This is a genomic window from Sorangium sp. So ce693 (genome assembly GCF_051521375.1).
GTDB classification, from domain to species: Bacteria; Myxococcota_A; Polyangia; order Polyangiales; family Polyangiaceae; genus Sorangium; species Sorangium atrum.
The window spans coordinates 4,764,803-4,778,345 of sequence record NZ_CP150347.1 but is presented as its reverse complement, the minus strand read 5'-3'; the positions used below and the strand labels follow the sequence as shown (position 1 = coordinate 4,778,345).

At 73.4% G+C, this 13,543-nt stretch carries 12 protein-coding genes, 1 tRNA gene and 1 pseudogene; 5 read left to right on the top strand and 9 right to left on the bottom strand.

What is annotated here, in order from left to right:
* Positions 1 to 365: 365 nt before the first annotated feature.
* Positions 366 to 1,424, top strand: a pseudogene (locus tag WMF14_RS18025) (tyrosine-type recombinase/integrase); the annotation flags it as partial.
* A 169-nt stretch (positions 1,425 to 1,593) separates the two neighbouring features.
* On the opposite strand, the gene WMF14_RS18020 reads toward WMF14_RS18025, so the two are convergent.
* Positions 1,594 to 1,666, bottom strand: a tRNA-Lys gene (locus tag WMF14_RS18020).
* A 237-nt stretch (positions 1,667 to 1,903) separates the two neighbouring features.
* Between WMF14_RS18020 and WMF14_RS18015 the strand changes: the two genes are divergently transcribed.
* Positions 1,904 to 2,659, top strand: coding sequence for a S1 RNA-binding domain-containing protein (locus WMF14_RS18015; protein ID WP_272098390.1), 756 nt, complete (start codon positions 1,904 to 1,906; stop codon positions 2,657 to 2,659).
* Positions 2,660 to 3,132: 473 nt separating this feature from the next.
* On the opposite strand, the gene WMF14_RS18010 is transcribed toward WMF14_RS18015, so the two are convergent.
* A complete protein-coding gene (locus tag WMF14_RS18010) occupies positions 3,133 to 3,327 on the bottom strand; it encodes a hypothetical protein (protein ID WP_272098389.1) in 195 nt (64 codons plus the stop codon).
* Positions 3,328 to 3,331: 4 nt separating this feature from the next.
* On the opposite strand from WMF14_RS18010, the gene WMF14_RS18005 reads away from it, so the two are divergent.
* The gene (locus tag WMF14_RS18005) at positions 3,332 to 4,852 is read left to right on the top strand and encodes a L,D-transpeptidase (RefSeq protein ID WP_437802455.1); all 1,521 of its coding nucleotides are present in this window, start codon (positions 3,332 to 3,334) and stop codon (positions 4,850 to 4,852) included.
* 142 nt (positions 4,853 to 4,994) lie between these two features.
* On the opposite strand, the gene WMF14_RS18000 is transcribed toward WMF14_RS18005, so the two are convergent.
* Together WMF14_RS18000 and WMF14_RS17995 are read right to left on the bottom strand one after the other, a co-directional pair.
* Positions 4,995 to 5,444, bottom strand: a complete 450-nt coding sequence (locus WMF14_RS18000) for an acyltransferase (RefSeq protein ID WP_272098387.1) — start codon at positions 5,442 to 5,444, stop codon at positions 4,995 to 4,997.
* A 6-nt stretch (positions 5,445 to 5,450) separates the two neighbouring features.
* Positions 5,451 to 5,744, bottom strand: coding sequence for a hypothetical protein (locus tag WMF14_RS17995; protein WP_437802452.1), 294 nt, complete (start codon positions 5,742 to 5,744; stop codon positions 5,451 to 5,453).
* 175 nt (positions 5,745 to 5,919) lie between these two features.
* Here WMF14_RS17995 and WMF14_RS17990 point away from each other — a divergent pair, with 175 nt between their 5' ends.
* A complete protein-coding gene (locus tag WMF14_RS17990) occupies positions 5,920 to 6,672 on the top strand; it encodes a hypothetical protein (protein WP_272098385.1) in 753 nt (250 codons plus the stop codon).
* A 206-nt stretch (positions 6,673 to 6,878) separates the two neighbouring features.
* Here WMF14_RS17990 and WMF14_RS17985 read toward each other — a convergent pair whose 3' ends face one another.
* Both WMF14_RS17985 and WMF14_RS17980 read right to left on the bottom strand, forming a co-directional pair.
* On the bottom strand, positions 6,879 to 7,271 hold the full coding sequence (locus WMF14_RS17985) for a response regulator (protein WP_272098384.1): 393 nt from the start codon (positions 7,269 to 7,271) through the stop codon (positions 6,879 to 6,881).
* 208 nt (positions 7,272 to 7,479) lie between these two features.
* Positions 7,480 to 7,914 (bottom strand): DUF309 domain-containing protein, encoded by a 435-nt coding sequence (locus WMF14_RS17980; protein ID WP_272098383.1) that lies wholly within the window; start codon positions 7,912 to 7,914, stop codon positions 7,480 to 7,482.
* Between the two features lie 82 nt (positions 7,915 to 7,996).
* Here WMF14_RS17980 and WMF14_RS17975 point away from each other — a divergent pair, with 82 nt between their 5' ends.
* Positions 7,997 to 8,167 carry a hypothetical protein gene (locus WMF14_RS17975; RefSeq protein WP_272098382.1) on the top strand — a complete coding sequence of 57 codons (171 nt, stop codon included), beginning with the start codon at positions 7,997 to 7,999 and terminating at the stop codon, positions 8,165 to 8,167.
* 62 nt (positions 8,168 to 8,229) lie between these two features.
* Here the strand turns inward: WMF14_RS17975 and hflX are convergent, their stop codons facing one another.
* The 3 genes from hflX to WMF14_RS17960 form a co-directional block, all read right to left on the bottom strand.
* A complete protein-coding gene (gene hflX / locus WMF14_RS17970) occupies positions 8,230 to 9,660 on the bottom strand; it encodes a GTPase HflX (protein ID WP_272098381.1) in 1,431 nt (476 codons plus the stop codon).
* Between the two features lie 219 nt (positions 9,661 to 9,879).
* The gene (locus WMF14_RS17965) at positions 9,880 to 11,802 is read right to left on the bottom strand and encodes a GAF domain-containing protein (protein ID WP_437802449.1); all 1,923 of its coding nucleotides are present in this window, start codon (positions 11,800 to 11,802) and stop codon (positions 9,880 to 9,882) included.
* Between the two features lie 307 nt (positions 11,803 to 12,109).
* Positions 12,110 to 13,522 (bottom strand): WD40/YVTN/BNR-like repeat-containing protein, encoded by a 1,413-nt coding sequence (locus tag WMF14_RS17960; protein WP_437802447.1) that lies wholly within the window; start codon positions 13,520 to 13,522, stop codon positions 12,110 to 12,112.
* Between the last annotated feature and the right edge of the window lie 21 nt (positions 13,523 to 13,543).

The window sequence follows — 13,543 nt, the reverse complement described above, 5'->3', positions numbered from 1 at the left end:
TGAACCGACACCACGGCGGGCCACGCCGCTTACCCCGCGCACGAGCTGCCGGCGGCGCAGGGCAAAGCCGCTCACGTCCTGCTGGCCACGCGCGCACGAGGAAAAGGGAACGACGATGAAGGGCGATGCAGCAAGAAAGGACCCGGTCGGGCATGAGGATCGGCCCCTCACGCCCCGCGAGCTCGCACGTCTCCTCCGCGCCTTCGCGCACATGATCGAGGCCGCTGCCAACGATCCCGGGCCGGAGCTCCCGCGCCCGGTCCGCAGGCCCGCTCGCGCAGCTGACCTTCCCCCCGCGTCTCCGCTGACGCAGGCCCGGGCCATGGCCGCGCTGAAGAAGCTCGGCGTGCTACCTTGAGGCGCGCATGGGTGAGAACCGCAACGGCCGCCATCTGGTCCGCATCACCATCAACGGCGAGCGCCGCAGGATCGGCTCCTGCGCCACCGGGGAGGAGGCCGAGGAGCTGCGCGCCGCCGTCTATTCGCGCGCCAGCGACATCGCCGGCATAACCCTCCGGGCGTGGGGCGAGCAGTGGCTCGATCAACGCGAGCGCCTCGACGGCCTGCGCAGCATCTCGACCGACCGTGGCCGCTGGCGGACGCACATCGAGAATTCACCTCTCGCGAACATGGCACTTGTCATGATCACGCCGGGCGATGTCGACGCCTGGATATGCGCCCTCCAGAAGAAGCTGACCGCAACCCCCTATCGCGCCCCCAAACCGATCTCCCCCGCAACGGTCAAGCAGGTCGTCGGGCTGCTCCGGCAGATGCTCGACGACGCCATGCCGCAGCACATCACCACGAATCCCGTGGCCGCCCTCAAGAAGCGCGTCCAGAAGGCAACCAAACGCCGCGCCCGCGATGCCACCGTCGAGCCGTGGACGTACCTGGAGCCGGAGGAGCAGCACCGCATCCGCACCAGCGACGCCATCCCCGAGGCCGACCGCCTGATCATCCTCTTCGCCCTCCTCACCGGCCTCCGCCAGGGCGAGCAGTTCAACCTGGAGCTCGCTGACCTCCGCCTCGACGCCGACGCCCCGCACGTCGTCGTCCGCTTCGGCTCGAAGAACCAGCCCCCTAAGAACGGCAAGATCCGCCGCGTCTATCTCTCCGCCGACGCCGTCGACATCTGCCGCCGCTGGCTGGCGCTCCTCCCGAGCTACGCCCCTCACAACCCCGAGGGGCTCGTCTTCCCCGGCCCCAAGGGCGGCCGTGTGTCGAAGGGCAAGACCCCGCTCATCCGCAGCGAGATGGTCACCCTCCCGACCGGCCGCCGGAAGCAGAAGAAGGTCGACCTCTTCGACCGCTACCTCGCCGCTGTCGGCGTCACCCGCCCGGTCCGCTGGCACGACCTCCGCCACACCTGCGCCAGCTCGCTGGTTGCCGGCTGGTGGGGCCGTCGCTGGACGCTCGAGGAGGTCCGCGAGCACCTCGGCCACACGTCGATCGCCTCGACGCACCGGTACGCCCACCTGAGCGAGACGGCCATCAAGGGCGCCGTCCGCCAGACGCCCGGGTGGGCAGCGCCGCTGCCCACCTCCGCCTCGATTCCACCTGAGGTTTCGCGTCTAACCCCTCGGAATCATTCAGTGGGTCGACAGGGACTCGAACCCTGGACCTACGGATTAAAAGTCCGCAGCTCTACCGACTGAGCTATCGACCCGATTCAGCGGCCGGCGAAGCTAGCAGAAGCCCCCGCCAGGTTCCACCTTTCCGTTCCCGCCGCCTCCCTGCTCTCCGCCCTCCCGTCCTCTCCGCAGCCCCTCCCCGTCTCCCCTCCCCCGTCTCCCCCTCCTTCCGCTTCCGCCCCCCTCTCCCGCCCCGTCCTCCCGCCTCCCCCCTCGCTTCCCGCTCATCGCCGCCTTCCTCGCGCCCTCGCCTCGCGCTATGAGGTCGCGCCATGTCGTCGTCACGCCCTTCCGCCGCCTCCAAGGAATCGTTCGCTTCGCTCTTCGAGCAGTCCGAAGGAGCTGGCAAGCAGCGCCGCCGCCAGTACCACACGGGTGAGACCGTCGAGGTGACCGTGGTCGCGATCGCTCGCGAGGCGGTCTTCGCGGATCTTGGCGGCAAGCAGGAGGGCATGTTCGAGCGCGTCGCGCTCGCCGACGGCGACGGCAAGCTCCGCGTCGAGGTCGGCTCGCGCGTCTCGGCCGTTGTCGCCGGCGTCGACTCTGGCACCGGCCAGGTGCGCCTCACGCCGGTCGTCGTGCGCGCGAGCGACGGCGGCGACGGCGCGACGTCGCTCGCGGTCTCCGCGCCTGCGGCGGGCGGCGCGCCGCTGCTCGTCGAGGGAGCGCGGGTCAAGGGCAAGGTGACGGGCATCGAGCGTTACGGCGTCTTCGTCCAGATCGCGGGCACGTCCGGCCGCTCGGGCCGCGGGCTCGTCCCGACGGCCGAGACGGCGACGCCTCGCTCCGCCGACCTGAAGAAGCACTTCACGGTGGGGCAGGACGTCGAGGCGAAGATCCTCAACGTGGACGAGTCCGGCAAGATCCGCCTGTCGATCTCCGCGCTCCGCGTCGACGAGGAGCGCGGCCAGTTCGAGTCGTACGCCAAGGCCGAGCGCTCCGGCGGCGGCAACGACAAGGGCGCCAAGCCCGCGCCTCGCAACTTCGGCACGCTGGGTGACCTGCTCGCGAAGAAGGTCAAGCGCTAGCGCCTCGTCCCGTCTCCCCCTCCCGTCTCCCTCTCCCTCCTCTCCTTCCCCGTCCTGACGCCGCCGGCAGGAGATTGCATCTCCCCCTCGGTTCAGCATACACCTCGCCCGCTCAGCCCCTCGCGGCTCCAGCTTCGGCTCCTCGCCTCCCGCTGGCTCGCTGGCCCCGCGCGCCTTCGCACCTCGGGCCTGGGTCTCCCTGCCTCCGCCTTCGCGTCGATGCCTTCCCTCGCTCGAGACCCCGCCCCCGCGTCGCTGCCCGCACCGCAGCGCTCCCCGCGCACTCGCGCTCGCCCCCGCGTCGGCCCTCGCGCCACGGCGCCTTCCCGCTCGCTCTCCGGCGCCCTGGTCCGCGCTGGCGCTCTCGCCGTCGCCTTCGCCGGCGCATCCCCGCTCGTCCTCTCGACCGCGGCCTGCTCTCCGTCCCAGGATCCGCCCGGCAGGGCCACCGACGATCACCGCTCCGGCGCCGCTCACGCGACCGCCCCGCTCGCCACCGGTGCCGCCCCCGCGGCCCCGGGTCTCCCCTCGGCCGAGCCGCTGGCCCCCTCTCCTGGGTCCGCCGCGCCGGACGCCGTGTCGCCTGCGTCGCTCGCGTCGTCGGCCGCCGCATCGCCCTCCTCGAAAGAGACCACGCTGCCGGGCCGGGGCGCGAAGATCGCCAGCATCGCGATGCGCACCTGGATCTACGTCGCTCCCGACGAGCGCTCGACGAAGCTCGGCTACCTGCGCGCCGGCGCGGTCGTCGATCGGGCCGAGCTCCCTGCGGGCACCGACGGATGTGCTGGCGGCTGGTACCGGATCGCGCCGCGCGGCTACGTCTGCGTGGGCAAGGGCGCCTCGCTCGCGCTCGAGCACCAGGTGGTCGCCGCGGCCGTGCGCGGTCCGCGCCGTGGTGCACCCGTGCCTTACTACTACGTCATGTCGGGCTCGCCCCCGCCGCACCTCTACTTCCGGCTCCCGACAGTCGAGGATCAGCGCCGCGTCGAGGGGTCCACGCTCAGCGCCCACCTCGCCCGCGCGGCTGTCGCGCCCTCGTCGTTGCCGCTCGATCCCGTGCCGGAATTCCTCCTCGCCGGCCGGGATCTCCCCAAGCCGTACGGCGCCGAGGAGAAGCTCCACTACTCCGTGCATACGGGCCGCACCAAGGAGAGCTCTGCGTTCGGCCTGATCACGACCTTCGAGTGGACCAATCGCCGCTTCGGCCTCACGACCGAGCTCGACCTCATCCCGCTCGATCGCACCCGCCCCGCGCGCCTCAGCGCGATGCGCGGCGTGATCATCAAGGATCTCGACGCCGACGGCGCCGAGGCCCCCGCGGGCCCCTCCGACACGGCATCCCCGGCCGCCGCGGCGTCGTCGGCATCCCCCACGTCGTCGGCCGCTCCGACGCCCGCCGCCCCTCCGACGCCCGCCACCGCTTCGCCGGCAGATAACGCGAGCTTCTCCGTCGCCGAGCTGCCTGCCGACGAGCTCCCTCCCGCGCCGCCCGGCACCGATCCCCGCCCCGATCCCGCCTTGAAGGGCGCCCCTGCCTTCGTCCGCGTCCATGGCGCGACCCGGCAGCGCCCCTCCGCGTCGGGCCGCGCGCTCGTCGACGCGGGCCTCGCGCCGCACCGCTCGGGCTGGGTGCTCACCGGCCGCACGCGTGGCGGCGCCAAGGGGCTGCTCGAGACCACCGAGGGCTCATGGCTCGCCGCCGACCACCTCGTCATCGCCGAGCTGCGCAAGGACCCTCAGGGGTTCGCGCGCGACGGCAAGAAGTGGATCGACATCTCGATCCGCCGCCAGATGCTCGTCGCGTACGAGGGCACGCGCCCCGTGTTCGCGGCGCTCATCTCCAGCGGTCGCAGCGGCATGGCCGATCCCGAGGAGACCGACGCCACCGTCCGCGGCTCGTTCTACATCCACGCGAAGCACGTCTCGACCACGATGGACGGCGACAATGAGGCGTCCGAGGCGGCGTTCGACCTGCGTGACGTGCCCTACACCCAGTACTTCCACGGGGGTTACGCGCTCCACGGCGCGTACTGGCACGACGAGTTCGGCAAGGCGCGCAGCCACGGCTGCATCAACCTGGCCCCTGCCGACGCGGCCTGGCTCTTCGAGTGGACCGAGCCCGCCGTCCCGCCCGAGTGGCATGGAGCGCTGAACCTCGAGGGCGGCGGCACGCTCGTCTACGTGCACGGCTGATGGCTCCGTGCACGGCTGATGGCTCCGGCTGCCCCGACGCCCTCAGGACAGCCGGACGACCGGCCCAGCTCGCCAGATGCGTCCGGCAAGCTGGGCGGGGAGCCCGCTCCCCCGACCGCTGCTGGCCCTCCCGTCCGTCCCTTTACTGGCAGGACGCCGGCATCTGCGCGCCGACCAGGAGGCCGCGCAAGGTCGAGAGCGCTTGCCGTCCCTGCGGCGAGTTCGCCAGGCCGTCACACGCCGAGGCGGCCGCGAGGTAGCCGCCCTGCTGCTCGGGCGGAGCCGACTTCGCGTTCTGGCGCAGCGCCGCGCAGCACTTGCGGATCCCGCTGGGATCGCCCGTGCCGACCACCTTCTTTCCAGCGTCCGCGTCCGCCGTGTCGGCGTCTGCCGCGTCCGCCCCGGCGTCCTCTTCGGGCACGATCTGCGTCGTGGGGGTCGGCGTCGGGGCCGGCGTCGGGACGACGGGCGGAGCCGAGGGCACCGGCGGAACGTCGTCCTCTTCCTTCTTGGGGCACCCGCTGGTGACCAGAGCCACTGCAAGGGGGAACATCAGCGCCCCCAGAACCGTGAAGAGCCGTGTAGATTTCATCTCACCTCAAGTATCCGATTCGCGTTTGCGTGGGAACTTCTGTTCGACGAGGAACGCCCCGATCGCAACCAACTTCCCCGAGCGCACGCGGTCATGAGGCCCCGCCGGCTGCACGCCCTCGGCGATCCGAGCGGTCGAAGTATGGGCGTCACGAGCCCGCTCGCAAGATCGCGAACGCCGCCGACGGGCCCGCTTCAGGTGCTCCCCGACCTCGGTAGCAGGCGCGTGCGTCACGGCGAACGCGGCGAGCTCGGCGAACGCGAGGCACGCGGCGAACGCGGCGAACACCGGCGCGCGCACGGGGCGGAATCGATCGCAACGCCCCGCGATCGCGGTCGATGAGCGTGGGCCTGGGCGCGCGACGGGCCCAAGCGCGCGCGCGTGTGCATGTCCAAATCTCGAAAGGACATGCCGACCGGCCGGCGCAGGCGCGCGACTCCAGCGCTCGACCGATACGGCTGAAGCGGGAGCAACCATGAAGTACACGCAGCACGAGGAGTGGTGGAACGAACCGCGAGCCGCCGTCACCAGCCCCGGAGAGGACACATCCGTCTCGTTCTCGGTGGACGCGCCCTCGCTGGACATGCCCTCGCTGGATACGCCGGCGACCACGGAGGACGCCGCCGTCACGGCCCCGCCCGCGGCGCGCGCCGCGAGCGAGGAGCGCGACGCGTCCTCGGGACAGATCGACCTGACCGCGCTGAAGGCCGGCGAGGAGGGCGCCCGCCCCCAGGTCCTCGACCTCTTGCCGATCTTCCCGTTCGGCGAGCCGCCCGCGTCCGCACCCGTGCCTGAGGCGCCGGCGCTCGACGCGCCGGCGCGCGCATGGCGCGCCCGCTCGATCGCCATCCTGCTCGCAGGCGCCGGCGCGATCGCGGCCCTCACGGCGGGCATCTCTGCCCCGGATGCCGCCGCCACCGGCCCTCGCGCGACGGCCGGCCTCGCCGCCGCCGCGCGCGCGGTCGAGGCGCGGCTCCCGCGCATCGAGGCGCCCGCCGAGCGCGCGCTGGCCGCGCCTCCTGTCGAGCGCAACAGCGCCGGCGACGCGCCCGACGACGCAGTCGCCTCGCGGCGCGCGCCCGAGAACCGCGCGCGGGCCACGGGCGCAGCCGCGGCGACGCGCGCCAAGCCTGGCCCAGCGGCGCCAGACACGACCGACCGCCGCGCTCCCACCGACCCGTGCCGCGGCGACCTCCTCTGCGCGATGCGCCGCGCCACGGGCGGCTGATCCACCGCCTGGCGCCGCGGCAGATCCGCCGCGGCCTCGGCCGGGCTGATGCCACGGATGACCCCGCTCGGATAACCCCCTCACGCAGCGCGCCGGGCTCGCGCCCGGCATGACCCCGCTCAGATAAGTCGCTCAGCGCCCGGCTCGCGCCTGGCATGGCCCCTCGCTCAGGCAGCGCGCCGGGCCCGCGCCCGGCCCGGGCGTGCTCAGGCGGAGGCCGGGCTCGGGCCGGGCGGGCACCCCGCGTGCGCCGCGATCGAATCGAGCAGGCGGTTCAGATCGAACGGCTTTGCGACCGACGCGCACGCGCCCACCTCGCGGGCCCAGGTGCCGGCGTCCACCGCGGCCGTCATCACGAGGATGGGCGCGCGCGGACCAGGACACGACGCGTACGCGCGGGCGAACCCCCAACCGTCCATCACCGGCATGCGCATGTCGAGCAGGATGAGATTCGGCCGGTTGCGCTCCAGCAGCGCGAGCGCGGCCTCGCCATCGCTCGCCGAGAGGACGTCATAGCCCTCCTCCTCCAGCGTGATCTCGAGCATTTCCCGGATCTCCTGGTCGTCGTCGACGATCAGGATCTGCTTGCGCCGTGTCACGCGGCTCCTTTCGGTTTGCAGCTTGGCTCGAGGCTCGGCGCTCGCCGTCCCCTCCACTCCGGTTCCACAGTACCCGTCTGCCACGATATCCCCCCACACGGGCGCTTCCCATGCGCGAACACCACTCAGGCAAACGATGTCACGCCAGCGTCCCATGTCGCACGCGACGAGCGCAGAATCGACTGCGGAGCCCGTTCGGGTCAGAAGCTCACGGCCGCGGACGCGCCCCGGACGGCGATGGCGGCGCGACGTCGTCCGCGATCTCCATCCTGGGCAGAAGCGAGGCGTCGATCTCGGTTCTCTCTCCGCTCACGAGCTGCTCGATCGCGACCGCTGCGCGGGTGATGTCGTCGACGAGCAGCCGGATCGCCAGCCCGCCCATGCCGTCAGGCGTTCCCGCGAGCCGAGCGCGCGCCTTGTCGAGCAGGCGCAACGCCCCCGGTGGGCTCTGCATCCTCGTGAGCTTGTGCAGGGCCGCGGCGACGAGGATGAGCCCCTGGAGAAACGTCTTCCTCACGGGGTCCGGCTCGTCGCGCCATCCGGACTCCCACAGCTCGTGCGCCTCGAAGAACCGCCCCGCGCGGTAAGCTTCCAGCCCGCGTTGGACGATCGCTTCGAGCGCTGCGTCGGTGGAGGAGCTCATGGCGCGGAGCGACGGTGGACAGCGGAGCGTACCACGCGCCCCGGACACCCGCGCTCCGGCGCTCCGGTGCTACGCTCCGCGCGTGCAGCGGTGGCTCCTCGTCGCGGTGATTGCTGGGCTCCACCTCCTGGCGTTCGCGATCGGCATCGTCCTGCGCCGCCGCCGCAGGCGGCGACGCCTGCAGGCTGACGAGGCGCGCGCCATCGCCGCCCACGCCGACGCTGTGCGCGCCCGCGCCGCCCGCCCGCGCTGACGCCATGCGCGCCAGCGCTGCGCGCGCCGACGCCGCTCGCGCCAGCGCCGCCCGCCGCGCCCTCAGCGCGCGAGCAGGCTGCGCAGCCGATCGAGCGCCGCCGCGTGCGCCCGCACCGAGAGCCGGCCGCCGGCGTCGTCGTACTCCTCCGAGAGCACGCGCGCGTTCTCGTAGATCTCCCCGATGAGCCCCTGCTTCGCGTACGGCAAGAGCAGCTCGGCCTCCACCATCGACTGCTCGAAGAACGCGATGATCGCCTCCCGCAGCGCCGCCACGTCGGCCGAGGTCTTCGCCGAAAGCAGCGTCGCCTCGGGGAACTCGAGGCGCAGCGCGTCCCGCTCCTCCTCGGAGAGCCGGTCCACCTTGTTCAGCAGGAGCCGGCTCGGCACCTCGCTCGCGCCGATCTCGGAGAGCACGCCGCGCGTCACCGCGAGCTGATCGCGGAAGGTCGGGTCCGACGCGTCGGCCACGTAGAGCAGGAGCGACGCCTCGAGCGCCTCGTCCAGCGTCGAGCGGAAGCTCGCCACGAGATCGTGCGGCAGCTTCTTGATGAAGCCGACCGTATCCGAGACGAGGATCCGCGGGCGCACCTCCGGGTGGAGCGCGCGCACCGTCGTGTCGAGCGTCGCGAAGAGCTTGTCGGCGACGAGCACCTCGCTGCCCGTCAGCGCCCGCATCAGCGACGACTTCCCCGCGTTCGTGTAGCCGACCAGCGCGACGCGGCGCTGCCCTTGCCGGAGCGCGCGGCGCGTCGACTGCTCGCGCTGGACCGCCGTGAGCTCCTCCTTCAGCTCCGCGATGCGGTCGCGGATCTTGCGCCGATCGAGCTCGAGCGCGCTCTCGCCGGCGCCCTTGCCGCCGATCCCGCCGCGCTGCCGGTCCCCGCCGCCGCCCGTCTCCCGGAGCCGCGGCGCGACGTAGTTGAGCCGCGCGATCTCGACCTCGAGCTTCGCCTCCCGGCTCCGCGCGTGGCGGTGGAAGATCTCGATGATCACGCCCGCCCGGTCGAGCACCTGCGCGCCCGTCGCCCGCTCCAGGTTGCGCGCCTGGCTCGGCGAGATGTCGTGATCGACCGCCACGACCGTCGCCAGGCGCGCCGCCTGCCCGGCGCCGCCCGCGCGCGGCTCCGCGCCGCCGTCGTCGCCCGCGTCGTCGCCGTCGTCTCCGCCGAGCTCGACGTCGTCCTCGTCGCCGTCGCCGCTCTCCGCGGCCCGGCGCGCGCGCGCCTTGTTCTTTCGCTCCGGCGCGCCCGAGGGCACGACGCCGCTGCCGCCCGTGAGCTCCGCGAGCTCCCTGAGCTTACCCTCCCCGAGCACCGCGGCCGCCGCGAGCGCGCCGCGCCGCTGCGACACGGTCGCGATCACATCGAAGCCGAGCGTGTGCACGAGGCGGCCGAGCTCGGCCAGATCGGCGGCGTGCTCGACATCGTCGACGCCGGGGAGCTGCACCCCGACGAGCACAGCGAGGGGACGTTCTTGGTTGGTGTTTGTCATACGGTCGTGTGCGAGAGCGGGAGCTTCGCCTCATCTATCCCCGCGACGCAAGCCGCCGCGCGCTCGCCCGCGCCTCCCGGCGTCGCCTCGGACGAACCCGCCGGGCTCGCTCCGGCGAACCGCCGAGCTCACCCCGACGCGGACCACGAGGGCGGGCAGGGATAGCCCGACGCCGCCAGCGGGCGTTGCCGTCCGATCACGCCCGAGGCACGAGCGGCGTCACCTCGATCGCGCCGCCTCGCCGTGCAGCCGCGCGCTCTCGATGGCCAGCGACGCGAAGCGCCCGAGCTCCGCGGCCACGCCCGTATCGTCTTGCCGGAGCTCGCGATCCACGGTCCAGAGGCTCAGCAGGCCGAGCCTGCGGCCGCGCGCCACGAGCGGGACGAGGATCGCCGAGCGGGCGCCGAGCTCTCGCAGCGCCGAGAGGTGCTCCGGCCCGCGGGCGATCCGCTGCAGCCACGGATCGGTGACCAGCGGGATCAGCGTCGCCTCCCTGCGCGCCGTCGCCTCGGCCAGCGAGGCGGCGTCGCCGAGCAGCAGCGGCGGGTGCTTGAGCAGCCTCGGCAGGAGCGCCCGCGCCTCGGGCAGGCGCGCGGACGCGACGAGCCGCGGGGCGCCGCCGCCGTCGTCGAGATCGAGCGCGCAGAGGTCGGCGAAGCGCTCGCCCCCGAGGCGCACCACCTGCTCGATCGTCCCGTCGTGGTCGAGCGACTCCGCCATCAGCGCGCTCGCCTCGAGCAGGAGCTGCCGCGCGCGCTCCGCCTTCCTGAGCTCGGTCACGTCCTCGAGCGTCATCACCGCCGCGGTGATGCGCCCGTCGGCGTCGCGCACGGGGGCCACGCTGAAGCTCCCGAGGCGGCGCTCTCCGTCCGCGCGGATGAACTCCATCTCGTCGCGGGAGACCGTCTCGCCGCCGTGCAGCGCCCGGTGGAGCAGCCAGCGCGCGCGCTGGTCGTCGTCGGTCTCGCTCAGCAGCGTCCGCAGCGGCGCGTGGCTCGGGGTCTCCTCGGGGCCGCGGACGATCTCCGCGAACCTGCGGTTGTTGAGCGCGATGGCGCCCGACGCTCCCTCCGCGACCACCACGCCGACCGGGAGCCTCTGGATCGCCGCCTCGAACCGGCCGCGCTCCGCGGCGAGCTGCTCGCGCAGCTGGGCCTGGGTCGCGAGCGCGGCCGCGCGCTCGGCCGCCTTCTTGAAGAGCAGCCGGTCTCCCTCGGAGAACTCCGCCACGCGGCGGGAGCTCACGACCGTGACGCCGACGAGCCGGCCCTCCGAGAGCATCGGCACGCCGTAGAGCGCGTGGAGCGCGTCGCTCGGGCGCTCGCTCTGCGCCCCGGACTCGGGCCCCGCCGCGCCGCCCCCGGCGTCGGTGGCCAGCGGATCCGGCGCCGCCGAGCGCAGCGCCACCGGGCGCCGCTCGCGGACCACGCGCCCGACGAAGCCCTCCGCCAGCCTGTACGCGCGCAGGCCCCACAGCGCCTCGTCGACGCCGATGCCGGCGCGGATCCGCAGCACCTCGCCCTCGAGCAGCAGCATCACCGCCCAGTCGACCGACCGCGCCGATTCGACGAGCACCTCGACCAGCCGCCGCAGCAGCCGATCGATGTGCACGTTGCCCATACCCTCGGCCGAGACGCGATCGAGCGCGCCGAGCGCGCGCTCGCGGAGCGCGGCGCTCCGCGTCGCCGGATCGATGATCACCTGATCGAGCACCTCGTGCAGGATCGTCATCTCGACCCACGACGGCTGCGTGCCCGTCCGCTCGAGCATCCGGAGCACGCAGCGGCGCAGCACCGAGTAGTGAGCGGCGACGTCTTCCAGCTCGAACCCGTCGCGGAGCTTGTCGAGCACGCGGAAGCCGAGCAGCGGCTCGGGGAACTCGACCGACACGGACTCGACGCCGCCCCACGCGTCCGGCTCGTCGCCGCCCGGCGGCGCCGCCGCGGCGGCCACGGCCGCCTCGAGGCGCTCGGCGAGGCGCGCGAAGATGGAGGGGAGCTCGGCGCGCAGCGCGATGTAGCCGGGGGACTGCTCGCCCGGCGCGCGGCGACGCTCGGCGCGCTCCCATGCCTCCAGGATCTCCGCGCTGTGAGCGCGCAGGAAGACGGCGAGCGGCGATCTGGGAAGGTCTCTAGGGGCCATTCACGCGCTGGCCGGAGCCGAGGCACCCTCAGTCTACGCCAGCCCACGAGGACGTAGATCCAGAAACGAACCAGGCGACGGCTTGCCCGTCCGGCTCTCCCGCGGACGGCGCCGAGTCGGTCCGGCCTCTCCGTCCGTACCCTTCTTCCTGGGCCATGCGAGCGCGCTTCCATAAGCGGTTATGTGGCGCTCGCCTGCACACGAGCGCCGTCTCGCTCGCCAGCGCGCCTGCGCCGTCGCGCTCGCTCGTGTGCCGTCGCGCTCGCGCTCCCGGCCGCCGGCGCGCTCGCTCGCTCGTGTCGCCGCGCTAGCGAGCGCGCCTGCGCCGCCGCGCGCTCGCGACGCCCGCCGCGAGCGCGAACCCGATCGCGCTGCTGGCGAACGGCGCGGCGCCCTCGCCCCTCGTCGCGCCTGCCGCGCCGATCTTGCACCCGCACCCGTCCGACGCCTCCGCTGGCGGCGGCTCGGATCCCCCGCCGCTACTGCCGGTCGCTGCGGCGCCGTCGCACTGCTGGGAGCCGATGGTCAGCTCCGTCGCACCCCACAGCGGAGCGCAGGTCGAGGTCGCGCCGCTCTCCGGCGCGCACTCGATCGGCCCGCAGAGCCCGTCGAGGTGCAGCAGCGCCGAGAAGCTCTCGCCGTCGTCGATCGATCGGCCCACCGTGAAGCCGTCGGCGAACTCGTCGCCGCACGCGAAGAGCGCCTCGGCGGTCCAGGTCAAGCACCGCGCGCCGACGTCCGAGATCTTCTCGAACTCGAGCGACGCGGCCGGCGCGCGCCAGATCCCGTCCTGCGGCCCGCCCACGATCACGGTCGCGCCGTCCGGCGAGAGCGCGAACCCGAGGAGGTCGCCGGCGCTCTCGAAGGCGGTGGTGAAGCTGCGCCCTCCGTCCTTCGAGACGAGCAGCGCATCGGTCGGATCGCCGTCGAGCCGCACGTAGACGATGTCGGGGTCGACGGGATCGATCGCGCCCAGGAACGGCAGGTGCATGTCGTCGCTCCCCGGGATGTCGAGCCGCTCCCAGGTCGCGCCGCGATCGTCGGTGCGCTGGAGGGCCCCGGCGTAGTCGGGCGCGCCGTAGCGGCCGCTCACGTAGACGCGAGCGCGGTCCGAGGGGGCTGCGTCGACCGTGTGGGCGAGGAAATCGTCGGGCAGATCGACGGCGGCCTTCGTCCAGCTGTCCGCGTTGTCGCTCGTCTCCCAGAGCTGGGTCAGGAACCGACCCGCCCCGAGCCCCATGCTGACGACGAGCACGGCGCGGGAGGGGTCCTCACGATCGGCCGAAAGATCGATGACGTAGCGGTTCATCAGATCGCCCTGGGCGAGCGACCAGTCGCAGCCGCCGTTCTTCGACGCGCTCAGGCCGTCGAAGACCCCGGCGATGATCGTCCCGTCGGCGAGGAAGGAGATCATCGGATCCTCGTTCCCGTCGAAGCCGACGACCGGCTCGCAGATCCAGCGCCAGCGCTCGCCGCCGTCGTGCGAGGCGAGCAGGCCGTAGGTCGCGCGGACCATGAGGCGCGACGGATCGCTCGGGTGCGACGCGATCAGGCCTGCGGCCGGGAAGCGGCCGTTGGCCGAGGCCGGCGCCGGGAACGCGGCGACCGAGAGCAGCGTCGCGACCGAGAGCAGCGCCGCCGCGCAGGACGAGAGGGGGCCGCGCCGCCGCGCGCCCGGCCCGCTGCGCGGGTGATGCGTCGGCGCTGGGAGGGCTCGCACGGAGCGTTCGGTACGGGCTCG

Bases quoted from the DNA above. Each gene is read 5' to 3' on its own strand.
- WMF14_RS18015 (WP_272098390.1), top strand. From the start codon at position 1,904: ATGTCGTCGTCACGCCCTTCCGCCGCCTCCAAGGAATCGTTCGCTTCG.
- WMF14_RS18010 (WP_272098389.1), bottom strand. From the start codon at position 3,327: ATGCTGGCGATCTTCGCGCCCCGGCCCGGCAGCGTGGTCTCTTTCGAG.
- WMF14_RS18005 (WP_437802455.1), top strand. From the start codon at position 3,332: ATGCGCACCTGGATCTACGTCGCTCCCGACGAGCGCTCGACGAAGCTC.
- WMF14_RS18000 (WP_272098387.1), bottom strand. From the start codon at position 5,444: ATGAAATCTACACGGCTCTTCACGGTTCTGGGGGCGCTGATGTTCCCC.
- WMF14_RS17990 (WP_272098385.1), top strand. From the start codon at position 5,920: ATGAAGTACACGCAGCACGAGGAGTGGTGGAACGAACCGCGAGCCGCC.
- WMF14_RS17980 (WP_272098383.1), bottom strand. From the start codon at position 7,914: ATGAGCTCCTCCACCGACGCAGCGCTCGAAGCGATCGTCCAACGCGGG.
- hflX (WP_272098381.1), bottom strand. From the start codon at position 9,660: ATGACAAACACCAACCAAGAACGTCCCCTCGCTGTGCTCGTCGGGGTG.
- WMF14_RS17965 (WP_437802449.1), bottom strand. From the start codon at position 11,802: ATGGCCCCTAGAGACCTTCCCAGATCGCCGCTCGCCGTCTTCCTGCGC.